Raw genomic sequence first — 25,523 nt, forward strand, 5'->3', positions numbered from 1 at the left:
TCGTAGTAAATTTTGGAGGTGGGTGAGATTTGACAGTATTACTTGAAGCTTCGATAGAGCAGGCCGGGTACACAAGCCGAAAAAAAGTGCTCACCGATGTGTTTTTGGAAGTCGGAAAAGGCGAGCTTGTCGGGTTAATCGGAGCTAACGGCGCCGGAAAAAGCACCGCAATCAAGGCGATACTCGGCCTCTCAGAAGACTTTAAAGGGTATATTGCCTGGAATGACTGTTCATTTGCATATATTCCGGAGCATCCGTCCTTTTACGAAGAACTGACGCTGTGGGAGCATTTGGACCTGATCAGCACGCTGCACGGTATTGAGGAGAGTGAATTTGCGCCTCGGGCCGAACGCCTGCTGCAGACGTTTTCGCTTGATCATGTTATGCATGAGCTGCCTGTCACTTTTTCAAAAGGCATGCAGCAAAAACTGATGCTTATACAGGCTTTTCTCTCTAAGCCGGATATGTATGTGATCGATGAACCATTTATCGGACTTGATCCGATATCGACGAAACGCTTTGTGGACATGCTTAAGGCTGAAAAAGAACGGGGAGCCGGCATCCTTATGTGCACACACGTACTCGATACGGCAGAAAAAATTTGCGATCGGTTTTACATGATTGAGAAAGGATCTTTATTTCTCCAAGGCACGTTAAAAGATATTCAGGAGCAGACTGGATCAGAGGAGCAGTCATTGCTTGACTGTTTTTATCAGGCAGTCCAAGGTGATCGGTTATGAACGGCCGATCGCTCTTTTTTCGAAGGCTGCTTGACTATTACAGGTATCAGTTTAAGGTATTGCATGCGGTCATTGACTGGACAGTCGCTCTCTACATTGTTTTGCCGGCGCTTGCTTTTGTCATCTATCAGTATTTTGATTTGATGAACGGAAGAGGCCTTTTTTATGAGTGGTCTGAGGTGTTGGAATGGAGATGGCTGTACGCTGTATGCGTGCTGATCGTGTGTACAGGCTCGATCCATACGTTTTTAATGGAAGCGGACAAAGTGTTTTTGCTGCAAAAGAAAGAGATAATCTATCAGCTAAAACGGCATGCGCTGGTGTATTCTTTTTTGGTCACGCTGGCCAAATGGCTGCTGCTCTTTTTCATTGTCCTTCCCTTTATCAGTCATTCTGTTCATATCACATTGGCAGAAGGCACTGCTCTATTGTGTTACCTGTTTGGCCTTCATACATTCTTTTTATCCTTAAAGCAAGACAGGATCAGAAAGCCGCGCTCCATTTCGAAACGGATTGCCGAAATTCTTCTCAGAGCTGTTCTTTTCTCTGGTTCTGCTGTCCTGATCGTTTTCACTGAGTGGCGTTTGCTTACGCTCATTGGCATTTTGTTTTTGATTGTTGCATTCGTCCGCGGTTTGACAAAGGCAGCTTCGTTCTCGGCTTTTGAAGCAGAGGTGACTGAAGAGAAAAAAAGCAGGCTTGCGCTTGCCGGGCTTGTGATGATGATGAGCCAGGAGGCGGGATTCCCGAAAGTGAAAGACAGGATGAGAAGAAAACCGTTATTATACCGGAATTCAAGAAGGATATTTAAAAGTCGAACGGTCTGCACTGGCTATAAGGAATTGTTTTTTAAAGTCATGCTGAGGAATGGCGAGTATACGAGGCGGATGTACATGCTGTTGTCAGCATTCATCATTCTAATCTTTATGTCCCCGATTTGGCTGAAGCTGATTGCGCTGCTGGTGTATACAATCGTTTGCCGTTATATCCTTACGCTTATCTTTGACAAAGTGATGGATGCGCCTATTTTAATTGGAGCCGATAAGGAAAGTGATGAGTATTACCGGGCCAGAAAAAGCTGTATACACACGCTGCATTATGCGTTTGTCACCTGCTGTTTTTTAGCGGCCGCTGTCTCTTTATTGTTTACGTGAAAAACCCAAACGGCTGGCGTTTGGGTTTTCTGTATGTGTTATAAAATAAACAGCTGGATGAAAAACAGAATGGCGAAAATAATGACGAGCGGATGAATCTCTCTCCATTTTCCCCGCGCTGCTTTTACGATCGGATATGAAATAAAGCCAAGTGCAATTCCTGTAGAAATGCTGGATGTCAAAGGCATGGCCAGAATGACGAGAAACGCTGGAAATGCCTCGTCCATCTCTTTCCAGTTCATATTGGAAACCGAGCCCATCATCAGGCTGCCGACAATAATCAAAGCAGGAGAGGTGATGGCGGCTATGCCGGACAAGGCGCTGACAAGCGGACTGAAAAACATTGAAACCGCAAACATCACCGCAACAGTCAAAGCCGTAAGCCCAGTTCTTCCCCCAGCTGCGACACCAGCGGAAGATTCGATAAATGCAGTCGTCGGACTTGTGCCGAAAACAGCTCCTACTGTCGTCGCCGTTGAATCGGCAAGCAGCGCTTTTCGCACGTTCGGAAGCTTGTTGTTCTTCATTAGCCCGGCTTGCTCTGCAACACCGATCATCGTGCCGGTCGTATCAAATATCGTTACCAAAAGAAAAGAAAAGACAACAGCGTACAGGCCGTGGTGAACGACATCGCCAAAAGCGGAAAATGGATTTGAGATGATCAATCCTTCCGGCAAATGAGGAAGTGATATAAAACCCTTCGAAAAATGCAGCTGGCCGGTAAAAAAGGCGATCAAAGCGGTAGCTGCCATTCCGATAAATAATGCGCCGCGTACATTCAGCACCATCAGGACCACACTGATCAAAAGGCCGATCAGCGTTAATATAACACCAGGTGAATGAAGATTGCCGAGAGTAACCAGGTTTGACTCATCAGCTGCCACAATTCCCGCCTGCCGCAAACCGATAAAAGCAATAAACAGCCCGATCCCTGTTGTGATCCCGTATTTTAAATTGTTTGGAATCGCTTCTATAAGTTGTTTTCTTAAAGGCGTTAACGATAGAATAATGAAGAGAACCCCTGCTGTAAATACTGCGCTGAAAGCTGTTGCGTATGTGATGCCGCCATCGCTTGCGCTTACGACATGAAAGGCTAAATAAGCGTTCAAGCCCATGCCGGGCGCAATAGCAATCGGATAATTTGCTGCCAGGGCCATCCACAGCGTTCCGACAATTGAGGCAATAATTGTTGCGGTGAAAACCTGGTCGAAAGGAACTCCGGCGTTAGCCAGAATGACCGGATTAACCACGACGATATAGACCATTGTGAAAAAGGTCGTCAGCCCTGCTATGATTTCTTGCTTTATGGACGTTTGCTGCTCTTTTAGATGAAACATAGTATCCTCCAATTACGAACGTTTTAACAAAACACCATTAATATTATTCGTTTTATTTGGTTTTTGCAAGTCATTTCTTGCGGAAAGGGGATCGTTATGAACTGGGAAGTTGAAGTGATCAGAAAAAAAGAGGATTTAATTCGTGATACGCAGGAATTTTTGAAAATCAACAGTGTAATGGATGAAACAACCGCCGGACCCGGCAAACCGTTTGGAGAAGGTGTAAACGCCAGCCTGACTTCATTGCTGGAGCTAGGAGAAAAAGAAGGCTTTACAACAAAAAATCTTGACGGCTTCGCAGGCCATATTGAATGGGGCGAGGGCGATGACATTGTCGGCGTACTTTGCCATGTTGACGTCGTGCCGCCAGGAGACGGCTGGACGAGTGATCCGTTTTCAGCTGATATCCGCAACGGACGGATTTATGCAAGGGGCGCCATTGATGACAAAGGCCCGACGATGGCGGCATTCTATGCGCTAAAAATCGTGAAAGACATGAATCTGCCGCTGTCCAAGCGTGTCAGAATCATTATCGGAACAGATGAAGAAAGCGATTGGAGATGCGTGGAGCATTATTTCAAGCATGAAGAAATGCCAACGCTGGGATTTGCGCCTGACGCCGATTTTCCGATTATTAACGCTGAAAAAGGGATCATTGATGCTTCTTTACTTATCCCGCACCGCTCAAACCAAGCCGATTCAGAGGCAGTGCTTGTCTCATTTCAGTCAGGCCTTCGCTTGAATATGGTGCCTGATGCTGCGGAAGCTGTCATTGAAGGGCCGAAAAAAGAAGAGATTCTTGCTTCATTTAAAAACATGCTTCGCACGACAGATCAAAAAGGGGAAGCTGAAATTAAGAACGGCCAGCTTATTTTGCGTATGTACGGGGTTTCCTGCCATGCGATGGAACCGAACAATGGAATCAATGCCGGCATTTTATTATGTGAATTTCTGCAGCAGGCTGAGCTTGACGATGCAGGACAGCGGTTTGTGCAAGTCGTGACAGACAAGTTCTCAAACGATACAAGAGGGAAGAAGCTGAACATCGACTGCGAGGATGAAATCAGCGGCGAACTGACATTAAATGTCGGAACACTTCGCTATACGGATGGGCAAGGAGGCGAGCTCGGGATCAATATCCGCTATCCTGTGACCGCAGAAAGCAAAGTGATCCGCGATGCATTCGAGAGCGCATCTGAATTTGAGCTTGGTGAATTCAAAGACAGCAAGCCGCATCATGTGTCAGCAGATCATCCGTTAGTCAAAACCCTGCAAAAGGTTTATGAAGGCCAGCTGGGCAAAAAAGCTGATTTAATCTCAATCGGCGGGGGGACTTATGCCAGATCTTTAAAAGCCGGTGTCGCGTTCGGCCCGCTTTTCCCCGGACGTCCTGACAGCGCACACCAAAAGGATGAATATATTGAAATCGATGACCTGCTTAGATCGACAGCGTTATATGCGCAGGCAATCTACGAACTTGCAAAATAAAAGGACCGGCTTCTTCTGAAGCCAGTCCTTTTTTTAAACAAATGACCATAAATCAGTTGATAAATACCGTTCTCCTGTATCGGCTGTCATGCAGACCACAACTTGGTCAGGAGAGAGGCGTTTTGCTGTTTCGATTGCCGCGAAGCAGGCAGCACCTGACGAAGGCCCGACAAGAATTCCTTCTTCAGCAGCAAGGCGTCTAGTCGTCGTATAGGCGTCTTCATCAGAGATTTTGATAATTTCATCATATACGTCTTGATTTAAAATCGGAGGAATGAAGCCTGGGCTCGTCCCTACAAGCTTATGGGCGCCGGGTTTTCCTCCGGATAATACAGGAGAACCCGCAGGCTCGACAACATGAACCGTGATATCCGGGAAAAGCTCTTTGAGCGCTTCACCTGTTCCGGTAATGGTTCCGCCCGTTCCGGAAGAGGCGACAAAAGCGCCGAGCGGTTTTCCGATTTCCTCTATTGCCCGGGCAATTTCAGGCGCCGTCGTTTTCCGGTGCGCGTCAGGATTGGCGGAGTTATCGAACTGCATTGGGATATAGCTGTTCGGAATTTGTTCGGCTAGCTCCTTCGCTTTTTTGATGCTGCCCGGCATTCTTTCCGCTCCTGGTGTTAATACAACCTCTGCGCCGTAAGCTTTAAGAAGGTTGATTCGTTCCTTCGTCATCGTATCAGGCATGACTAAGATCGCTTTATATCCGCGTGCCGCCGCATTCATGGCGAGCCCGATTCCAGTATTTCCGCTTGTTGGCTCTATAATAACTGAGCCCGGCTTGAGCAAACCGTTTTGTTCTGCTTCTATGATCATTTGATAAGCGGCTCTGTCTTTCACACTGCCGCTCGGATTGAAAAATTCAAGCTTTAAATAGACTTGTGCCGCGTTTTCCGGCTGAAGCCGATTCAATCTCACAAGCGGGGTATCTCCTATCAGATCAGCTGTATTTTCAACGATTTTCAACATTGTCATTCCTTTCTGAATAAAACAAGTGTCATATAATATCCTAACATAATAAACGTTTGTGCGAGAGTGTTTTCATACACTGTTCCTCTATCCGCACAGCCTCTTTATTGATAAAATAATAGCTGTTAAAGAAGGGAGTGTCAGACGGATGCCAGATACACGGCCTCATTATTTCATTGGCGTTCCCATTCCTGAGGGAATTGCGAATCCGATTTACCGGGCTGCGAAAAACGAGCCGGTTTTGACGTTTCAAAAATGGGTGCACCCGCTTGACTATCATATTACGTTAATTTTTCTCGGAGCGGCGGATGAGACACAAATCCAGCAGCTTGAGGGTTCGCTTGCTGCGATTGCTTCAGAAACCGATCCGTTTCCGATTAAGTTTGGCAAAATAGATGTATTCGGCGACCGCAAAAGGCCGCGTGTTTTACATCTGGAGCCAAAGAAAAACAGAACGCTTGAAATGTTGCGGGAACATACGAAACAGGCTGTTCTTCAAGCCGGCTTTCAAGTGGAAAAAAGACCGTATCACCCTCATATGACACTGGCTAGAAAATGGACAGGCGAAGAAGGATTTCCGGCACATGTTCTGTTTGAAAGCGGCGAGGTTTCGATGATGGCTGAACGGTTTTCGCTCTTTCAAATACACTTGAATCAATCACCAAAGTACGAGGAAATATTTAAATTTCATTTATCTTAATTCATTGCGGAGTGGAGAAACAAACATGGCACAAATCATCAAAATTCATGATTATATATCGAGATATGAGCTTGATCCGTACCATTATATCAACCAGTTTGTAAGGCTGAAAAAAGAGCGCTGGCTTTCACTATTAGAAGCAGCGGAGCGCCAGCATGAAGAAAGACAAGCCAGTGCCGAAGAGCCGGAACCGGCGCAGAAACGAAAAAAATTTTCATTGAAAAGAAGAAAAGAAGAGATAAAAGCCGATATACAAGAAGAGAGACACCAATGGTTTGAGGAAGAAGACGATATACATGTAAGGCTGCCGAAGAGCAGGATGGCGCTTGCTTCATTTTATAAAAGGCATTTATATGACTTTCAGCTCAAATGGGCAAGCTCAACTCTAGCAGAAATATCTCATCTCTCAAACCAGGTGAAGCAGGACCGCATTTTGCGTTATCTGACCCAGCAGCTGCCTGATTCTTATTTCATTATGTATAAGCCCGTGCTGCAAATTCAGCAGGCGGCGGTTGAATTAAGCATTGTGATTATTTCCCCGCTTGACATTTATTGCGTTTCTTTTTTAGAGGCGGAGGAAGACAGTGTGTACATAGGGTCTAAAAATCGTTTTTGGGAGAAGAAAACAGCCTCTCAGACTGCATCAGTGTTAAATCCGGGGCTGAGCCTGTTTCGCACTGACTCCGTCGTGTCAAAGATCATAAAGGAAAAACAGGCTGATATTCCGGTTCGAAAATTGCTTCTGAGCAGAACGTCGTACATCGATTACCCCGAGCCGCCATTCGGCTTAGAAATAGCGGATAAGCGGGGCGCGGAGGAATGGATTGAGCGGCAGAAGAAAAACACGGCTCCGATTAAACATCATCAGGTAAAGGCTGCAAAGGCTCTATTGTCTTACTGCATGTCTGACTCCTATCGCAGACAAGAGTGGCTGGAGTAAAAGAGAACGATTTGAGCGGTTTTCTCATAACATAAGCAGGTGAGAAAGATGAGCCAATGGTTTTTTATTATTAATCCGACAGCGGGACATCGAAACGGCCTGCGTGTTTGGAAGTCCATTCAAAAGGAATTAATCAAACGGAAAATTGAGCACCGCTCATTTTTAACTGAACATCCCGGGCACGCCGAAGTGCTCGCCAGACAGATTTCAACGATACAGGAATATAAGCTGAAGCGCCTGATTGTCATTGGCGGAGACGGAACGATGCATGAGGTTGTCAACGGGCTGAAAGATGTTGACGATATAGAACTGAGCTTTGTGCCGGCGGGCGCGTATAATAATTTTTCGCGAGGATTCTCTATTAAAAAAATCGATCTGATGCAGGAAATCAAAAAGCTGAAGCGTCCGTTAACCCGAACCTTCCATTTAGGAAGCGTCAATTTCCTTCAAGATAAATCACACGTTCTTTATTTTATGAATCATATCGGAATCGGGTTTGACGCATATGTCAATAAAAAGGCGATGGAATTTCCGTTGAGACGGGTTTTTCTTTTTCTCCGCCTTCGATTTCTTGTGTATCCGCTTTCCCATTTGCACGCCTCGGCGACCTTTAAGCCGTTTTCGTTAGCCTGTACAACGGAAGGCGAGACGCACGAATTTCATGATGTCTGGTTTGCGATTGTATCCAACCACCCATTTTACGGGGGCGGCATGAAGGCGGCGCCGCTTGCAAATCCGCGCGAGAAGGCATTTGATATCGTGATCGTTGAAAATCAGCCGTTTTTCAAAAAATATTGGCTTTTATGTCTGATGGCATTTGGAAAGCATACAAAGATGGACGGCGTTACGATGTTTAAAACAAAGGACATTATGTTTTACACGAAGGACAAAATTCCGTTCCATGCTGACGGAGAAATCATGGGCACCACCCCGTTTCGTCTGGCATCGAGTCCTTCGCCCCTAAGGATCAAAACATAAACGTGTTTGGAGGAGAGTGCTTCCGATGGTCAGCATCCGCCGCAGCTTCGAAGCGTATGTCGATGATATGAATGTCATTACCGTTTTGATTCCTGCTGAACAAAAAGAAATCATGACACCGCCGTTTCGGCTTGAGACAGATACAACCGATTTTCCTCTGGCTGTCAGGGAGGAATACCGCCTTGAAGGAAAATACAAATACGTTTGCGTATCCGACCATCCGGTGACATTCGGAAAAATACATGCCGTCAGAGCGTCCAGCGGCGACAAAACGGATCTCCAAATTGGTGCGGTCATCCGGACGGATGCGTTTGATGATGCATTTTATTATGACGGAGAGCTGGGGGCTGTTTATACTGCGGATTATACTGAATTTAAAGTATGGGCGCCTGCCGCATCCTCAGCTGCTGTCAAGCTTTCACATCCGAATAAAAGCGGGCGCACATTCCAAATGATTCGGATGGAAAAAGGCGTCTACACTGTTACTGTCAACGGCGATCTCCACGGGTATGAGTATGTGTTCTGTATCTGCAACAATTCAGAGTGGACGGAAACCGTTGACCCGTATGCAAAAGCAGTGACGCTAAATGGAGAGAAGGGCGTAGTCCTGCGCCCGGATCAAATGAAATGGGCTGACTCGGTCAAACCATTCTCAAACCCTGTGGATGCCGTCATCTATGAGATGCACATCCGCGACTTCTCCATCCATAAAAACAGCGGCATGAAAAACAAGGGAAAATACTTAGCGCTGACGGAAACCGATACGCAAACCACAAATGGCTGTTCTTCCGGACTGGCGTATGTAAAAGAGCTTGGTGTTACGCATGTAGAGCTTCTGCCGTTGAATGATTTTGCCGGAGTTGATGAAGAGAAGCCGCTTGATGCTTACAATTGGGGATATAACCCGCTTCATTTTTTTGCCCCGGAGGGAAGCTATGCCTCAAACCCTCATGATCCTCAAACAAGAAAAACAGAGTTAAAACAAATGATCAATACTCTTCACCAGCATGGCCTGCGAGTCATTCTGGATGTCGTCTTTAACCACGTGTATGAGAGGGAGAGTTCCCCCTTTGAAAAGACAGTGCCCGGTTATTTTTTTCGGCATGACGAATTTGGGATGCCGTCAAACGGCACCGGCGTTGGCAATGACATCGCGTCAGAAAGACGGATGGCGAGAAAGTTCATTGCAGATTGCGTCATCTACTGGATTGAGGAATACGATGCGGACGGCTTTCGCTTTGACCTGCTCGGCATTTTAGATATTGCTACCGTGCTTTATATCAAAGAAAAAGCAGCTGCAGTAAAGCCCGGAATCCTGTTTTTTGGGGAAGGATGGGATTTGGCTACACCGCTTCCGCATGAACAGAAAGCCACCTTGGCGAACGCTTCAAAAATGCCGGGCATCGGCTTTTTTAATGATACGTTTCGTGACGCTGTGAAAGGGAACACCTTTCACCTCACGGCTGCCGGCTTTGCGCTCGGAAACGGTGAAGCATCTGAAACCGTTATGCATGGGATTGCCGGGTCTTCCGGATGGAAGGCATTAGCACCGGTTGTTCCTGAACCCAGCCAGTCTATCAATTATGTCGAGTCACACGACAATCACACCTTTTGGGATAAAATGAGCGTTGCGCTTTCTCAAGAAACTGACAGCCGAAAGAGAAGCAGGCAAAGGCTGGCTGCCGCGATTATCTTGCTTGCCCAGGGGGTGCCGTTTATTCACAGCGGACAGGAATTTTTCCGGACGAAGCACGGAGTGGAAAACAGCTATCAATCCAGTGACAGCATCAACCAGCTGGATTGGGATCGGCGTGAAACGTTCAAAGAAGATGTTGACTATATCCGCAGGCTGATCTCGCTGAGAAAAACGCATCCGGCATTCCGTCTCAGATCGGCTGCAGACATCCAGCGCCATCTCGAATGTTTGACGCTAAAAAAGCACCTCATCGCATACAGGCTTTATGATCTCGGTGCGGTTGACGAATGGGAAGACATTATCGTCATCCATCACGCGAGTCCGGACTCCATGGAATGGAAGCTGCCAAACGACAAAACGTACCGGCTTTTAAGTGATACATCAGGTTTTCAGCATGACCCGAAAGAAATCAAGAAAGCGGTTGCGGTAAACGGCATCGGAACGGTTATCTTATATTTAGCATCAGATCTTAAGAGTTTTGCTTGACGAAGTTTGTGCTATAGCGCTAAAATTTAAAGGACGGCTATTGATTAGCATATGAGACTCTCAATAGCTGTCTTTTTTATTTTCATACGATTCGTACGAAAAAGGCACTCGCTGGATAGACTAGAGACGATTAGCCTTTATTCTAAAATATTTTAAGAAATGATGGGTTGAACATTGATATGAACTGGTTGGGACAATTACTAGGTAGCGATTGGGAGATCTTCCCCGCCGGAGGAGCTACAGGAGATGCATATTATGCGAAACATAACGGGCAGCAGCTTTTTTTAAAACGTAATAGCTCACCTTTTTTAGCTGTTTTATCCGCCGAAGGCATTGTTCCGAAGCTGGTTTGGACAAAACGGATGGAAAATGGAGACGTCATTACGGCTCAGCACTGGATGACCGGCAGAGAGCTGAAGCCTAAAGATATGAGCGGACGGCCCGTAGCTGAATTGCTTCGTAAAATACACACATCAAAAGCCTTGCTGGACATGCTGAAAAGACTTGGAAAAGAACCGCTGAACCCGGGGGCTCTTCTGTCTCAGCTGAAGCAGGCTGTATTTGCTGTGCAGCAATCTTCGCCGCTGATTCAAGAAGGAATCAAGTATTTAGAAGAACATCTGCATGAAGTGCATTTCGGTGAGAAAGTCGTTTGCCATTGTGATGTCAATCATAATAACTGGCTATTGTCTGAAGACAACCAGCTGTATTTAATTGACTGGGACGGCGCCATGATCGCTGATCCGGCGATGGATCTCGGGCCTTTGCTGTACCACTACGTCGAAAAGCCAGCTTGGGAGAGCTGGCTGAGCATGTACGGCATTGAGTTAACGGAAGGCCTGCGGTTACGAATGGCTTGGTATGTGTTATCTGAAACAATCACTTTCATTGCGTGGCATAAAGCAAAAGGCAATGATAAGGAATTCCATGATGCAATGGAAGAACTGCATATTCTCATGAAACGTATCGTTGAATAATCAGGAATACGAATCCATTTGCTCTACCCATTGAGACAGGCTGTTCTGATGCTCTTGTATGTGTGAGTCGATGGATTTGGATGATATTCCTGATTGGCTGTAACGGTAAACATCTTCCAGCACGTTTTTGAAGTTTGAATCAAGCTCGGTGTTTGCCATCAGCGATTTAATCACACGCTCAAGCTGCTCGTACTCTGCGACGGTTCCGCAGCAGTCCAATTGATGGTCAGTCAATATATCCTTCAATAAATGAACTTGATGCTCATAATGTAAGCCCATAACGGTACACATCCCTTCAGTATCCTACGGGTTAAATTGTTCAAAACAGAGCGTTTTTATACATGTGAAAGGAGTGTTCCGCCAGACAGGAACCTCTTTTTTTATATGCTCAGCCTTAGCAGGCACACTGGAAAAACGAGCTTGCGGGTCTTTTTAATTCATGGTATGTTGTTAGTCGAAATAATAGATAGAGGTGTCAATCATATGAGAATGCGCCACAAGCCTTGGGCTGATGACTTTTTGGCTGAAAACGCAGATATTGCCATCAGCAATCCTGCTGATTATAAAGGAAAATGGAACACAGTGTTTGGCAATGACAATCCGATCCATATCGAGGTTGGGACAGGGAAAGGGCAATTTATTTCTGGAATGGCCAAACAAAATCCAGACATCAATTATATTGGGATTGAGTTATTTAAAAGCGTCATCGTGACAGCCGTTCAAAAAGTAAAAGACAGTGAAGCGCCGAATGTAAAGCTTCTGAATATAGATGCGGACACGCTGACAGATGTGTTTGAACCGGGTGAAGTCAAACGGGTCTACTTGAACTTTTCTGATCCTTGGCCGAAGAAACGCCACGAAAAACGCCGTCTGACGTATTCCCACTTCCTCAAAAAATATGAAGAAGTGATGGGAAAAGGCGGAGCGATTCATTTTAAAACGGACAACCGCGGCTTGTTTGAGTACTCTTTGAAGAGCTTCTCCGAGTACGGCCTGCTGCTGACATACGTCAGTCTCGATTTGCATAACAGCAACCTGGAAGGCAATGTTATGACAGAATATGAAGAAAAATTCTCAGCACTCGGCCAGCCGATCTATCGGGCTGAGGTTGAATGGAGAACGTAAAACAGACTCTGACAGGAGTCTGTTTTTTTTATGGGCCGTTTGCTACCATGATGACAGGGGGGATGAAAATGGAAACAATGAAAATTGGAAACATGACGTTAACCTGGCTTGACGGAGGCGTGACACATATGGACGGAGGTGCCATGTTCGGCGTCGTTCCAAAGCCGCTTTGGTCTAAAAAATATCCAGTCAATGAAAAAAACCAGATTGAACTAAGGACAGACCCTATCCTCATTCAAAAGGGCGGGCTGAAGATCATCGTCGACGCCGGAATTGGGTCCGGCAAGCTGACTGATAAACAAAAACGAAACTATGGCGTGACACAAGAATCGAATGTGAAAACATCATTAGCGGCACTTGGATTAACGTTTGCTGATATAGACGTGGTTGCTATGACACACCTTCATTTCGACCATGCATGCGGTTTAACGGAATATGAAGGTGAACAACTCATCTCTGTCTTTCCGAATGCAGTGATTTACGCATCAGCTGTTGAATGGAATGAAATGCGCCATCCGAATATCAGATCGAAAAATACGTACTGGAAAGAAAACTGGGAGGCAGTTGCCGGCCAAGTCAAAACCTTTGAAGACACCTTAACGATCACAGAGGGAATTACGCTGCATCACACCGGAGGCCATAGTGACGGCCACAGTGTTCTTATATGCGAGGATGCGGGTGAAACCGCCGTACATATGGCAGATCTGATGCCGACACACGCCCACCGCAATCCGCTATGGGTGCTGGCTTACGATGATTATCCAATGACCTCTATACCGCAAAAGCAGAAATGGCAGGCATTCGCAGCGGAAAAAGACGCATGGTTTATTTTTTATCATGATGCCGAATATCGCGCGCTTAAATGGGATGAGGATGGAAGCATCAAAGATTCAGTAAAGCGAATCAAGCAATAGCATATTTTTATGTTTACCCTGCATGATTTCCGGCTAATAATGCAAACCTAGTACTAATTATGCTCAGAAAGGAAGAGGCAGGGTGAAACAATTTACAGTAACAAACGAAGGAGACATTCAAACAACATTAAGAGGCCTTGAAGTACTCTCTGTTCCTTTTTTGAACAAAGGTGTTGCTTTTACTGAGGATGAAAGAAAAGAACTTGGCTTAAAAGGCTTTCTGCCGCCAAAGGTATTAACGATTGAAGAGCAGGCGAAAAGAGCGTACGAACAGTTTTCCGCACAGCCTGACGATTTGAGCAAAAATGTCTATTTAACAGCACTGCATGATCGGAATGAAACGCTGTTTTACCGCCTGTTAAATGATCATTTAGGGGAAATGCTCCCGATTGTCTACACACCAACGGTTGGAACGGCTATCCAAAGATACAGCCATGAATACAGAAAGCCAAGAGGACTCTATCTGTCAATCGATGATCCGGACGGTATGAGAGAAGCATTTAAACAGTATAAAGATCAAAGTGATACGATCGATTTAATTGTTGCAACTGATGCGGAAGGAATCTTAGGAATCGGTGACTGGGGTGTCGGAGGAATCGCAATTTCTATCGGCAAGCTAGCGGTTTATACAGCGGCTGCGGGCATTGATCCGAGCAGAGTGCTGGCTGTTGTTTTAGATGCGGGGACAAACCAGGAGAGCCTCCTGAACGACCCGCTTTATGTCGGCAACCAGCATTCCAGAGTGCGCGGGGAACGCTATGACCAATTTATTGACGATTATGTTGCGCTGGCAAGAGAAACATTTCCAAATGCACTGCTGCATTGGGAGGATTTTGGAGCGAAAAACGCGCGCAGCATTTTGAAACGCTATAAAGAAAAAGTGTGTACGTTTAATGATGATATCCAAGGTACAGGCGCTGTTTCACTGGCGGCAGTTTTATCCTGTGCAAAAGCGTCTAAAGTGCCGCTGAGGGATCACAGAGTCGTGATATTTGGAGCGGGGACGGCAGGAATCGGAATTGCTGAACAGCTGCGGGAAGCATTGGTGCGCGAAGGACTGAGCGAGGAAGAATCATTCCAGCGCTTCTGGTGCATAGACCGAAACGGATTGTTGACAGATGATATGGATCAGCTTCTCGATTTCCAAAAGCCTTATGCCCGATCAGCTGATGAGGTGAAGGATTATCAGCGGAACGGAGAAGGCGGAGGCATTGACCTCGCTGAGGTGGTCCGCCAGGCGAAACCGACGATTCTGATCGGTACATCTACGGTTTCCGGCGCTTTTACTGAAGAAATTGTAAAAGAAATGGCGTCACACGTAAAACGACCGGCGATTTTACCGATGTCAAATCCGACAACTCTTTCTGAAGCAAAACCGCAGGATTTAATCGAATGGACGGAAGGCCGCGCACTGATTACAACAGGAAGCCCATTCCCTCCAGTAGAATATAACGGCGTGACGTACCATATCGGCCAAGCGAACAACGCGCTTGTCTTCCCGGGTCTCGGTCTTGGAACGATTGTCACCAAATCAAAATTAATTACTGACGGCATGTTTGAAGCATGTGCCCGGGCGATTGCAAGTATGGTCAATGTCGGGGTGCCTGGCGCGCCGATGCTTCCGAAAGTAGAGGATTTGCGGACTGTATCGGCAACCGTCGCAGTTGAAGTCGCTAAAACCGCAATTAAGGAAGGCGTTGCGACGGAAGAGCCTGAGGACATCATACAGGCTGTGCAGGACGCGATGTGGTATCCGGTATATAAACCGATTCGCGCGATATAATAAAAAAGAGCCGCTGCATGGGCAGCGGCTTTTATTTTACGCTTGTCCGGTGTTAAGAGGCGATTGTATCAATGACATCTACAATTTCCCCCGTTTTCGCATCCACCATGACTTCATACTGCTCTAATTCTCCGAAAGCTGATCGTGTAATGCCGGTTTTGTACACCTGTACCGTTTCTCCGTTCACATTGTAAGGCTCGGGCTGCGTGTAAATCCATGATCCGTCAATCGGCCCCCGCTGTTTAAAAGCGGATTTTACGATTCGAAGCGCTTTTTCTGAAGAAATATAAGGCTTCATCACATATTGTTTCACAACGACTGCCGTACAAATGCCAAGTCCTGCTCCTAAAAGAAGATGACGCAATTTCAAAATAAAGCACCTCCTGGTTGATCGTACTTTTCATTATACAGAAACCGCCAAATCCTGTTAAGCAATACGCGGCTGTTCGAGCAGATTCGTCCAGGATGCTTGGAAAACTTGATTTTTTCTAATAAAATAAAAGGACTACATAGAAATGAGGGGAAAACATGAATCAAGAAACGAAAGCGCTTTTCCAAACACTGACGCAGCTTCCCGGCGCGCCGGGCAATGAGCATCAGGTTCGTGCTTTTATGAAGCAGGAGCTTGCCAAATATGCCGATGACATCGTTCAGGACAGACTGGGAAGTGTTTTCGGAGTCAGAAAAGGCGAAGCGGGCGCACCGAGAATCATGGTAGCTGGACATATGGATGAAGTCGGCTTCATGGTTACTTCCATTACAGATAACGGGCTGCTCAGATTCCAGACGCTCGGGGGCTGGTGGAGCCAGGTGCTGCTTGCACAGCGAGTTGAAATTCAAACAGATAACGGGCCGGTTCCGGGTGTGATTTCAAGCATACCGCCGCATCTGCTGACAGATGCTCAGCGAAACCGCCCGATGGATATCAAAAACATGATGATCGATATTGGAGCGGATGATAGAGAAGACGCCATCAAAATTGGCATAAAACCGGGACAGCAGATCGTGCCTGTCTGTCCGTTTACGACGATGGCGAATGAAAAGAAAATTTTATCAAAAGCGTGGGATAACCGGTACGGATGCGGCTTGAGCATTGAACTGCTAAAGGAATTGCACGGAAAAGAACTTCCGAACACGCTCTATGCGGGTGCAACCGTTCAGGAAGAAGTAGGGCTGAGGGGCGCACAGACGGCTTCCCATATGATTAAACCGGACTTGTTTTTCGCCCTTGACGCAAGCCCTGCAAACGATATGAGCGGTGACAAAAACGAATTTGGCCAGCTTGGTAAAGGCTTTTTGCTCCGCATCCTTGACAGAACGACAGTCATGCACCGCGGAATGAGAGAATTTGTTCTTGATATGGCGGAAACGCATGATATTCCATATCAATATTTTGTATCCGGCGGGGGAACAGATGCAGGCAGAGTTCATATTTCGAACAGCGGCGTTCCGTCAGCGGTTATTGGAATTTGTTCTCGCTACATTCATACGAACGCTTCTATCATTCATATTGATGATTATGCTGCTGCTAAAGAAATGCTTATTAAACTTGTGACAGCCTGCGATAAACAGACGGTTGATGCGATTAAAGAAAATATGTAGGATTACACAAAAGCTTGTTGAACGAGGCAGTTACCTCGGATCGACAAGCTTTTTTCTTATTCTGTTTCAAAGACATAGGAAAGGGCCTTAATGGCTTGGTTCACGGTTTCAACCGTTATATTTGCTTTGTTGGAAAGCTCTTTTAAAGGATGGTGGAGCGATTCCGGCCGGATGATAATCAAGGGTTTTCCTTTTGCGATCGCATATGATGCATCCATTGCCGTGTTCCACTGTTTGTATTTTTCGCCAAACAGGGCAATCACAAAGTCTGCTTTATTCATCAGGACGGCGGTTCTGAAGTTGTTCATGTCAGAGGCTTTGTCGTCCTTCAAAACGGCATTTGGCTGAACGCCCATAATTTCTTCTCCGATATTGTCTGAGCGGTCATGATTCTCCATCGGGCCGACAAACGTAATCGGCAGCTTCAGTGATTTTGTTTTCTCTTTGATTTCCTCGCGCCAATTGCTGTGGATTTCTCCTGCTAAATAGACGATAAACTCCATACTGAATCCCTCCTTATGTATGTCCATCTGTAAATTTTACCCTCATGTACAAGATGTTAAACGAAACGAGCTTGATAATGCAAATAAAATATGATAATGATAATGGGAAAGCCAATCTTACATATTCATTCGTTGCAAATAAGTGGTTTTGCCGCAAGCAGTTTGGTATGATCCAAATGGACGAGTATCGATAAAACAACATGTAAGAACATAAAACAACTGGAGGGATATGAAATGAAAAAAATTGAATCAACTCAAGAGCTGGAAAAAGCGGTAAAGGATGATTGGGCGGTATTTATGTTTTCAGCCGACTGGTGCCCTGATTGCCGTTTTGTAGAGCCTTTTCTGCCTGAACTGGAAGCGAACTTCCCTGAATTCACTTACTACTATGTAGACCGCGACAAATTCATTGATACGTGTGCAGAGTGGGAAATTTACGGGATCCCAAGCTTTGTCGTGTTTAATGAAGGAAAAGAAGTGAATCGTTTTGTGAGCAAAGACCGCAAAACGAAAGAAGAAATTGAACAGTTTTTAACTGACTCTCTCGCTAAAGCGTAAAGGAGGACATCTGGTTTGAAAATGACCTCAAGGAAGCTGTCAGATATACTGAAGCAGCGCCTTCAGCACGAGAATCGCTCCTTTCTGTTTGACAGAGAAAAAGACACCCTCCGTGTTGAGGATCAAACGACCAAAAAAGGAATTACGCTCGACCTGCCGCCGATTATTGCAAAATGGGAACTGAAAAAAGACGAAGCCATTGATGAGATTGTGTACTATGTCTCCGAAGCGATGACGGCAATGGAAGGGAAGGCTCAGGAAATGACCGGCAAGGAAAGCCGCATTTACCCGGTTATCCGCTCGACTTCTTTCCCGGACAAGTCCAGCGAAGATATTCCGCTCATCTATGACGATCATACCGCAGAGACAAGAATTTATTACGCGCTCGATCTCGGGAAAACCTACCGTTTAATTGATCAGCGCATGCTTGAGAAAGAAAACTGGACAAAAGAGCGGATCAGAGAGACGGCCACATTTAATCTCCGTTCCCTGCCGACGGTTGTCAAAGAGGATACGGTTGCCGGCAATTTCTTTTATTTCTTCAGAGCAAACGACGGTTACGACGCCAGCCGGATTCTGAACGAAGCGGTTTTAAATGAGTACAAGCAACGTGCAGAAGGTGAACTGGCGATCTCTGTACCGCATCAGGACGTTCTGATTCTTGCTGACATCCGGAATGAATCGGGGTATGATATTCTAGGACAAATGTCGATGAGCTTCTTTGCAGGCGGCACCGTTCCGATTACCGCCCTTTCATTTTTGTACAATGAAGGAAAGCTGGAGCCGGTGTTTATCCTGGCGAAAAGCCGTCCGAAAAAGGATTAGAAAGGATTTTTACTTATGAACGCTTTTTATAATAAAGAAGGTGTGGGGGATACGCTCCTAATCTCTCTTCAAGATGTGACACGCGAACAAATAGGCTATGAAAAGCACGGCGACGTCGTCAAAATCTTCAATAACGAAACAAAGGAAACAACGGGCTTTAACATTTTCAATGCGTCTTCTTACTTGACCATTGATGAAAACGGTCCTGTTGCGCTCTCAGAAACATTCGTGCAAGATGTGAATGAGATTCTAAACAGAAACGGCGTTGAAGAAACATTAGTCGTTGATTTATCTCCGAAGTTTGTTGTCGGATATGTGGAATCAAAAGAAAAACATCCGAATGCGGATAAATTAAGCGTATGTAAAGTCAATGTAGGAGAAGAAACGCTTCAGATCGTCTGCGGTGCGCCTAACATTGATCAAGGCCAAAAAGTTGTCGTTGCCAAAGTCGGCGCCGTGATGCCGAGCGGACTTGTCATTAAGGATGCAGAGCTTCGCGGCGTTCCGTCAAGCGGAATGATCTGCTCAGCGAAAGAGCTCGCTTTGCCGGATGCCCCTGCTGAAAAAGGAATCCTCGTGTTAGAAGGAGACCATGAGGCGGGAGACGCATTTCAGTTTTAGACTCCCATAAATCCGCCAAAAAAAACGAATCATGTGAAAAGCCGCTAAGCCCATGTTTAGCGGCTTTGTTTTTGCTGAAAGCTTAATCTTTTCTGGGCCGACCAGCAGTGGTATACTAAAAACCGTCCCAGAAAACTATAAGGGAGTTAGAGATAAATTATGAGTTGGCTTCATAAATTTTTTGATTTGTTTTTAGGTGAGAGCGAAGAGGATGCTGAACGGGAGACAAAACCCGCTCAAATTCCGCAGCAAGAAGAAGTACATCAACATCACCCTGAAGAACGATTAAAAAGGTTGGAAGATCCTAAAATATATTATGAATATCCAAAAGGCAAGTTCCGTTTTCCAATTGTGCCTGACGGATACAAAAATCAAGACCTGAGAAGGCGCCGCGCACCATCGGACGAACCGAAATCCGCGCCTCGTCCAAGCGCCGCACCATACAGAGAACGTTCCAAAGATGAAAAAGAGCAGCATACATACCAAACATCAGAGCCGGCGAAGAAACCGTTTAAACCGACAAATATCCCTTCGCCTATATATGGATTCAATCAAAAACCATCCGTCAAAAAGGATGTGCCAAAACAGCCTTCTGAAACATTGAAGGCACCGGACAAATCTGTAAAAGAGAAAGTAACACTGCTGTCAGAAGAAATCGAACGTGAACGCGGCTATCCTGCTCCAGACAGACCGGTACAGCACATGAAAGAACGACCTTTCTTTCCGGATACCCAATTCGAAGAACAGCCTTCTGGCACCTTAGACGGAACGGCTGCAGAGCGTGACGAAGCGCTGGCGCAGCGTCCAGCCGAAGAGCCGTCAGACAACAGAATGCCATCTGCATCCGGCTTCCAGCAGCCGGAAAAAGAGGAGTCTTTCTTCCTTGCTGAACATAATGAAGAGCAACCAGAACCTGCGACACTGGCAGATACGGTGGCTGAGGCACAAGAAGACCTTTCAGGCCGTGAAGACATCATGCCTGTAACGGCTGAGATTCAAGAAGAACAAAGGGAACAACAGCCAGAGAAAGTAGAAGAGCCTGTCTTCCGCGCTGAACATGATGAAGAGCAACCAGAACCTGAGTCTCTGACAGAGGCAGTATCTGAGTGCGAAGAATCAGAAGAGCCGTCACACAGCACAGTAAATGCTCATGACGAAATCGCGGCAGCTGCTGAGGCCCCATCTGTTCAAGAAGAACAAACGGAAATTCAACAGGAAGAGCCTTCCTTATTTGCTGACCAAGCATATGAGTCTCTGACTCAAGCGGAAACTGAGGCCAAAGAATTAGAAGAGCCATCAGATAGCATAATAAACAATCAGTACGAAATCCCAGCAGAAGCTGAGGACACAAAGATAGACATTCAGGCAGAAAGCCTTACAGAATCGGAGCAGGGTTCCGAACCGTTTTCTGCAGCCCATGAAAATCACCAGGAAATCCATGCGGGAGAAACACATGCAGCTTTAGCGGAACCGCAAAAAAAGCCTGTCATGCAGGAGAAACGTGTTGAACGAAGCGCATCTCTTCAAAAAGGGCCGTCCGTTCCTTTTAATGTCATGATGCTGAAAAGAGATACGCATAAACAGCAAAAAGCAGAGGAGCGCCGCGGTAGCTATGTGTTTCCGAATGTCGCACTGCTTGATGTCCCGCCAGCGCAAGTTCAGGACGATACTGCGTGGATCGAAGAACAGCGCCAGCTTCTTGATTTGACCCTGAAAAATTTCAATGTCCGCGCCAATGTGGTCCATGTGACCCAGGGGCCGTCTGTCACGAGGTTTGAAGTGCATCCTGAACCAGGCGTAAAGGTGAATAAAATCACCAACTTGTCTGATGATATTAAACTCAGCCTGTCTGCAAGAGATATTCGGATTGAAGCGCCGATTCCGGGGAAAAACACGATCGGAATAGAAGTGCCGAACCGCACGAGCAAGATGGTTGATTTGCGCCAGATGATTCGCAGCTCCGCTTTTAGGACAAGCAAGTCACCGCTCACGGCTGCGCTGGGATTGGATATCTCAGGAAATCCTGTCGTTATCGACTTAAAGAAAATGCCGCACGGCTTGATTGCCGGCGCTACGGGCTCGGGAAAAAGCGTATGCATTAACACTATATTAGTCAGCCTGCTTTATAAAGCTGATCCGAGTGAAGTAAAGGTGCTGCTGATTGATCCGAAAATGGTAGAGCTGGCCCCTTACAATAAAATTCCTCATCTCGTCAGCCCGGTCATTACTGACGCCAAAGCGGCTACCGCTGCTTTAAAATGGGTCGTTGAGGAAATGGAGCGGCGTTATGAGCTGTTTGCCCATTCCGGTGTACGCGACATTGACCGCTTTAATCAATTAACCGCTGATCACCAAATGGGCGAAAAGCTGCCGTATTTAGTGGTGGTTATTGATGAGCTTGCTGATTTGATGATGGTGGCTCCAAATGATGTCGAAGAGAGCATTGCGCGAATCGCCCAAAAAGCCAGAGCGTGCGGAATCCATCTGCTCGTCGCGACTCAGCGGCCGTCAGTCGATGTCATTACAGGTCTGATTAAGGCAAATATCCCGACGAGAATCGCATTTTCTGTCTCAAGCCAGGTTGATTCACGAACGATCATTGACATAGCCGGTGCGGAAAAGCTTCTCGGAAAAGGGGATATGCTCTTTTTGGAAAACGGTTCAGGAAAACCTGTCCGCCTGCAGGGAAACTTTGTGTCGGACCGCGAAATCGACCGCGTCGTTTCCCACGTCAGAAACCAAATGCCGCCAACCTATTTATTTGAACAAGAAGAGCTGGTAAGACAAGGATCAGCCTTGAAAGAAGAGGATGAACTGTTTTACGAAGCATGTGAGTTTGTTGTTGAACAAAACAGCGCGAGCACTTCAAGCCTGCAAAGAAGATTCAGAATCGGATACAATCGCGCGGCAAGGCTGATCGATATGATGGAAGCGGAAGGCATGATCTCTGAGGCAAAAGGAAGCAAGCCTCGTGAGGTGCTGATCACAGCAAGTGATTTAATAAACGAATAATATGGGTTCATTTTCACACTAAACATGGTATGATAGTGTTTAGAGCATTTAACAGCTATGCCGCTTTACAGCAGATGCGCATAGACAAATCTTGATATTCAGGTTTAATCGGAAAGAAATAACCGGATACTGAACATAACAAAACATATAAAAATACGCCGCTAAGGGCGGCTTTTCAGCCGCCGCGGTCGCAAATTGAAATGAGCGTCATATACTGGGGAACAGATAGACGTTTGTTGGAGGTACAATTATGACTGTTTATCATTTTGTTGGAATAAAAGGGACCGGTATGAGTCCGCTTGCCCAAATACTTCATGATAATGGATATACTGTCCAAGGATCGGATATCGAAAAATTTATTTTTACGCAAACTGCGCTTGAAAAAAGAAACATTACAATTCTTCCTTTTAGCGCGGATAATATCAAACCCGGCATGACAGTCATCGCCGGAAACGCATTCCCAGACACGCATCCAGAGATTGAAAAAGCCATGTCTGATGGAATTCCGGTGATACGTTATCATAAGTTTTTAGGCGACTATATGAAAAAATTCACCAGTGTTGCTGTTACAGGCGCACACGGCAAAACGTCAACTACGGGTCTGCTGGCTCACGTGATCCAAAACGCAAAACCGACGTCTTTCTTAATCGGGGACGGAACAGGCCAGGGAAATGAAAACAGCGAATACTTTGTGTTTGAAGCGTGCGAATACCGCCGCCATTTCTTAAGCTATCAGCCTGACTATGCGATCATGACGAATATTGATTTTGATCACCCTGATTACTTCTCGAGCATTGACGATGTGTTTGACGCTTTCCAAGAGATGGCTCTTCAAGTCAACAAAGGCATTATTGCCTGCGGCGACGATGAGCATCTGCCGAAAATCCATGCGAACGTCCCAGTTGTGTATTACGGCACGGGGGAAGAGAATGATTTTCAAGCCAGAAATATCGTAAAAAGCACGGAAGGGACAACTTTCGATGTATTTGTCCGCAATACATTCTATGATACGTTTTATATTCCTGCGTATGGCCACCACAATGTCTTAAACTCATTGGCGGTCATTGCGTTATGCCATTATGAAGAAATCGATGCCAGCGTTATTAAGCACGGCCTCAAATCATTCGGCGGCGTCAAACGCAGATTCAATGAGAAACAGCTCGGAAACCAAGTGTTAATTGATGACTACGCTCATCACCCGACAGAAATAAAGGTAACGATTGAAGCGGCAAGACAGAAATACCCTGATCGTGAAATCGTCGCGGTATTCCAGCCTCATACATTTACGCGGACGCAGCAATTCCTTGACGAATTCGCTGAAAGCCTGAGCGGGGCTGACTGTGTGTACTTATGCGATATTTTCGGTTCAGCCCGGGAGAATGCAGGAAAGCTGACGATCGGCGACCTGCAGGGAAAAATTCATAATGCCAAGCTGATTGAAGAAGATGACACATCTGTTTTAAAAGCTCATGATAAAGCCGTTCTCATCTTTATGGGAGCAGGAGATATCCAAAAATATATGAGAGCCTACGAAAACGTCATGGCATAATAAAAAGCAGTGATCTCACTGCTTTTTATTTATCTGATGGAAAAGCTTGTTAAAGGATTTTTTTACATAATGGAGAAATAATATGTATACAGCCCAGTACACATGTTTATGATTTAAGAAAACGGGTAAACAGCAGTATATCCTGCAGCAAGGAGGTTTGAGATGATTATTATTCTTTATTTAAGCGTTGCACTCATCGCAGTCGCATTTCTCGTATTAGTGATCTACTTGTCTAAAACATTGAAGTCACTGCAGCTGACACTAAAGCATGTTGCATCCACTCTCGAAGGGCTGGAGGGACAAATGAAAGGCATCACAACTGAAACAGCCGAGCTTTTACATAAGACCAACCGCCTGGCTGAAGATATTCAGGAAAAATCCGAAAAGCTGAACACGGTCGTTCATGCTGTTCAAGGGGTGGGAACTTCTGTACAGCAGTTCAATACATCCATGAAACAGGCGGCAGGGTCTGTATCGGCATCAGTAAGAGAAAATCAAGACAAGATCAATCAAGTTGTCACATGGAGCCAAGCAGCGATGGAAATTTGGGCGAAATGGAAGCAAAAGAAAAAATCAGCTCTGTAAGAGAAAAAAACACTATGAGGAGGAATAATGATGAGCAAAGATGGAATTAATAGTAAAGATTTTTTAATCGGAACTTTAATCGGGGGAATCATCGGTGCCACTACCGCTCTTTTTCTAGCGCCTAAATCAGGCAAAGAACTTCGTGATGATCTTGGCAGCCAAGCTGTTGCTTTGCGGGACAAAACTGACAAAATGACGGCTGATGCGAAGGAAAAAGGCACGCAATATGTCAGCATCGCTAAAGACAAAACATCGAACATCACACAGCTTGTAGCGGATCAGTCAGGGCAGATCATGAACAAGGTGAAGGATTTAAGAGACCGTTCCAAATCTGCAAAAACGGATTCATCAACCGCAATGCAAGATATGAGAGAAGAAGCGATGCAGGCGGCCGACGAAACAAAAGATCAAGTCCTCCAAACGAAAGAAGATGTAAAAGACGAACTGAAAGATGCACAAAAACAGGCCGAGCATATCAATCGCTGAGCTGGGAAGGAAGTTCTTGAGTAATGGCAAAACAGCTTATTCAATCTGAGGAAGAATTTAAACGGATTGCAGAACAGGAAGGCACTTTCGTCTTCTTTAAACACAGCATCACATGCCCGATCAGCCAGGCAGCATTTCATGAGTTTGATGCCTTTGCAAATCAGCATGAGGATGTACGGGCTTACTATCTGCAAGTACAAGATGCCCGTCCGCTGTCAAATTTCATCGCAGAAACATACGGTGTAAAGCACGAAAGCCCTCAGGTTTTCGTCATCCAAAACGGTGAAGTGAAATGGCATACCTCACATTCACAAATTACAGAAGCGGCCATTGAGCAGCATTTGTCATAGAAAAAAGCGTCCAGATATGGGACTGACCCCCGTTTTTGAGACAGGGGTCAAAACACCTTTTAAACAGCCAATTGCCGATAGTTTATCGGTGATTGGTTGTTTAGTTTGGTTTGAATACGAATATTGTTATAATAATGAATGTATT

At 45.8% G+C, this 25,523-nt stretch carries 27 protein-coding genes; 21 read left to right on the forward strand and 6 right to left on the reverse strand.

Annotation, left to right across the window (positions count from 1 at the left end):
• Positions 1-29 precede the first annotated feature (29 nt).
• Together LWH95_RS15870 and LWH95_RS15875 are read left to right on the forward strand one after the other, a co-directional pair.
• Positions 30-740, forward strand: coding sequence for an ABC transporter ATP-binding protein (locus LWH95_RS15870; RefSeq protein ID WP_148982179.1), 711 nt, complete (start codon positions 30-32; stop codon positions 738-740).
• Positions 737-1,894, forward strand: a complete 1,158-nt coding sequence (locus LWH95_RS15875; RefSeq protein ID WP_232919956.1) for an ABC transporter permease — start codon at positions 737-739, stop codon at positions 1,892-1,894. The genes LWH95_RS15870 and LWH95_RS15875 overlap by 4 nt, the downstream gene beginning before the upstream one ends.
• A 38-nt stretch (positions 1,895-1,932) precedes the next feature.
• Here LWH95_RS15875 and pbuO read toward each other — a convergent pair whose 3' ends face one another.
• On the reverse strand, positions 1,933-3,231 hold the full coding sequence (gene pbuO, locus LWH95_RS15880) for an NCS2 family permease (protein WP_232919957.1): 1,299 nt from the start codon (positions 3,229-3,231) through the stop codon (positions 1,933-1,935).
• Positions 3,232-3,327: 96 nt separating this feature from the next.
• Between pbuO and pepV the strand changes: the two genes are divergently transcribed.
• Entirely contained in the window at positions 3,328-4,719 is a 1,392-nt protein-coding gene (gene pepV, locus LWH95_RS15885; RefSeq protein ID WP_148982177.1) for a dipeptidase PepV, read from the forward strand.
• 33 nt (positions 4,720-4,752) lie between these two features.
• Here the strand turns inward: pepV and cysK are convergent, their stop codons facing one another.
• Positions 4,753-5,688: a cysteine synthase A gene (gene cysK, locus LWH95_RS15890; protein WP_060399296.1), complete on the reverse strand. Its 936-nt coding sequence runs from the start codon at positions 5,686-5,688 to the stop codon at positions 4,753-4,755.
• Between the two features lie 148 nt (positions 5,689-5,836).
• Between cysK and thpR the strand changes: the two genes are divergently transcribed.
• From thpR to LWH95_RS15915, 5 genes are all read left to right on the forward strand, one after another.
• Positions 5,837-6,388 (forward strand): RNA 2',3'-cyclic phosphodiesterase, encoded by a 552-nt coding sequence (gene thpR, locus LWH95_RS15895; protein WP_148982176.1) that lies wholly within the window; start codon positions 5,837-5,839, stop codon positions 6,386-6,388.
• Between the two features lie 25 nt (positions 6,389-6,413).
• Complete coding sequence (locus LWH95_RS15900) at positions 6,414-7,328, forward strand: hypothetical protein (RefSeq protein ID WP_148982175.1); 915 nt, start codon at positions 6,414-6,416, stop codon at positions 7,326-7,328.
• A gap of 48 nt (positions 7,329-7,376) precedes the next feature.
• Positions 7,377-8,306 (forward strand): YegS/Rv2252/BmrU family lipid kinase, encoded by a 930-nt coding sequence (locus LWH95_RS15905; RefSeq protein WP_232919958.1) that lies wholly within the window; start codon positions 7,377-7,379, stop codon positions 8,304-8,306.
• Positions 8,307-8,331: 25 nt separating this feature from the next.
• Complete coding sequence (gene pulA / locus LWH95_RS15910; protein ID WP_232919959.1) at positions 8,332-10,488, forward strand: type I pullulanase; 2,157 nt, start codon at positions 8,332-8,334, stop codon at positions 10,486-10,488.
• A 179-nt stretch (positions 10,489-10,667) separates the two neighbouring features.
• Positions 10,668-11,465 (forward strand): phosphotransferase family protein, encoded by a 798-nt coding sequence (locus LWH95_RS15915; RefSeq protein ID WP_029316881.1) that lies wholly within the window; start codon positions 10,668-10,670, stop codon positions 11,463-11,465.
• On the opposite strand, the gene LWH95_RS15920 is transcribed toward LWH95_RS15915, so the two are convergent.
• Complete coding sequence (locus tag LWH95_RS15920; RefSeq protein ID WP_003237926.1) at positions 11,466-11,744, reverse strand: YtzH-like family protein; 279 nt, start codon at positions 11,742-11,744, stop codon at positions 11,466-11,468. It lies immediately after the preceding gene.
• Positions 11,745-11,948: 204 nt separating this feature from the next.
• Between LWH95_RS15920 and trmB the strand changes: the two genes are divergently transcribed.
• The 3 genes from trmB (at position 11,949) to LWH95_RS15935 (ending at position 15,287) form a co-directional block, all read left to right on the forward strand.
• Entirely contained in the window at positions 11,949-12,590 is a 642-nt protein-coding gene (trmB, locus tag LWH95_RS15925) for a tRNA (guanosine(46)-N7)-methyltransferase TrmB (protein WP_003237925.1), read from the forward strand.
• 68 nt (positions 12,591-12,658) lie between these two features.
• Positions 12,659-13,504: a YtnP family quorum-quenching lactonase gene (locus tag LWH95_RS15930; RefSeq protein ID WP_232919960.1), complete on the forward strand. Its 846-nt coding sequence runs from the start codon at positions 12,659-12,661 to the stop codon at positions 13,502-13,504.
• Positions 13,505-13,586: 82 nt separating this feature from the next.
• Positions 13,587-15,287 carry an NAD-dependent malic enzyme gene (locus LWH95_RS15935; RefSeq protein ID WP_232919961.1) on the forward strand — a complete coding sequence of 567 codons (1,701 nt, stop codon included), beginning with the start codon at positions 13,587-13,589 and terminating at the stop codon, positions 15,285-15,287.
• 52 nt (positions 15,288-15,339) lie between these two features.
• Here LWH95_RS15935 and LWH95_RS15940 read toward each other — a convergent pair whose 3' ends face one another.
• Positions 15,340-15,657: a PepSY domain-containing protein gene (locus LWH95_RS15940; RefSeq protein ID WP_003223432.1), complete on the reverse strand. Its 318-nt coding sequence runs from the start codon at positions 15,655-15,657 to the stop codon at positions 15,340-15,342.
• Positions 15,658-15,815: 158 nt separating this feature from the next.
• On the opposite strand from LWH95_RS15940, the gene LWH95_RS15945 reads away from it, so the two are divergent.
• Positions 15,816-16,889 (forward strand): M42 family metallopeptidase, encoded by a 1,074-nt coding sequence (locus LWH95_RS15945; protein ID WP_003237919.1) that lies wholly within the window; start codon positions 15,816-15,818, stop codon positions 16,887-16,889.
• A gap of 56 nt (positions 16,890-16,945) precedes the next feature.
• Here the strand turns inward: LWH95_RS15945 and LWH95_RS15950 are convergent, their stop codons facing one another.
• A complete protein-coding gene (locus tag LWH95_RS15950) occupies positions 16,946-17,392 on the reverse strand; it encodes a YtoQ family protein (protein ID WP_003237917.1) in 447 nt (148 codons plus the stop codon).
• Between the two features lie 77 nt (positions 17,393-17,469).
• Here LWH95_RS15950 and LWH95_RS15955 point away from each other — a divergent pair, with 77 nt between their 5' ends.
• The 9 genes from LWH95_RS15955 (at position 17,470) to ytxJ (ending at position 25,378) form a co-directional block, all read left to right on the forward strand.
• The gene (locus LWH95_RS15955) at positions 17,470-17,586 is read left to right on the forward strand and encodes a hypothetical protein (protein WP_003237916.1); all 117 of its coding nucleotides are present in this window, start codon (positions 17,470-17,472) and stop codon (positions 17,584-17,586) included.
• A gap of 40 nt (positions 17,587-17,626) precedes the next feature.
• Positions 17,627-17,950 carry a thioredoxin family protein gene (locus LWH95_RS15960; protein WP_003237915.1) on the forward strand — a complete coding sequence of 108 codons (324 nt, stop codon included), beginning with the start codon at positions 17,627-17,629 and terminating at the stop codon, positions 17,948-17,950.
• 15 nt (positions 17,951-17,965) lie between these two features.
• A complete protein-coding gene (locus LWH95_RS15965; protein ID WP_232919962.1) occupies positions 17,966-18,775 on the forward strand; it encodes a DUF1444 domain-containing protein in 810 nt (269 codons plus the stop codon).
• 15 nt (positions 18,776-18,790) lie between these two features.
• Positions 18,791-19,396, forward strand: a complete 606-nt coding sequence (gene ytpR, locus LWH95_RS15970) for a YtpR family tRNA-binding protein (RefSeq protein WP_232919963.1) — start codon at positions 18,791-18,793, stop codon at positions 19,394-19,396.
• A 159-nt stretch (positions 19,397-19,555) separates the two neighbouring features.
• Positions 19,556-22,408 carry a DNA translocase FtsK gene (locus LWH95_RS15975; protein ID WP_232919964.1) on the forward strand — a complete coding sequence of 951 codons (2,853 nt, stop codon included), beginning with the start codon at positions 19,556-19,558 and terminating at the stop codon, positions 22,406-22,408.
• 250 nt (positions 22,409-22,658) lie between these two features.
• On the forward strand, positions 22,659-23,957 hold the full coding sequence (gene murC / locus LWH95_RS15980) for a UDP-N-acetylmuramate--L-alanine ligase (RefSeq protein WP_003237911.1): 1,299 nt from the start codon (positions 22,659-22,661) through the stop codon (positions 23,955-23,957).
• Positions 23,958-24,119: 162 nt separating this feature from the next.
• Entirely contained in the window at positions 24,120-24,542 is a 423-nt protein-coding gene (locus LWH95_RS15985; RefSeq protein WP_003237910.1) for a DUF948 domain-containing protein, read from the forward strand.
• A gap of 30 nt (positions 24,543-24,572) precedes the next feature.
• Positions 24,573-25,028, forward strand: a complete 456-nt coding sequence (locus LWH95_RS15990; RefSeq protein ID WP_019259197.1) for a YtxH domain-containing protein — start codon at positions 24,573-24,575, stop codon at positions 25,026-25,028.
• 23 nt (positions 25,029-25,051) lie between these two features.
• Positions 25,052-25,378: a bacillithiol system redox-active protein YtxJ gene (gene ytxJ / locus LWH95_RS15995; protein WP_003237908.1), complete on the forward strand. Its 327-nt coding sequence runs from the start codon at positions 25,052-25,054 to the stop codon at positions 25,376-25,378.
• Positions 25,379-25,437: 59 nt separating this feature from the next.
• Here the strand turns inward: ytxJ and LWH95_RS16000 are convergent.
• Positions 25,438-25,523: IS3 family transposase (locus tag LWH95_RS16000; RefSeq protein WP_131121716.1), on the reverse strand; the 86-nt coding region annotated here is incomplete at its 5' end.

The sequence above is a fragment of the Bacillus sp. G16 genome (assembly GCF_021282335.1).
Classification (GTDB): Bacteria; Bacillota; Bacilli; order Bacillales; family Bacillaceae; genus Bacillus; species Bacillus inaquosorum.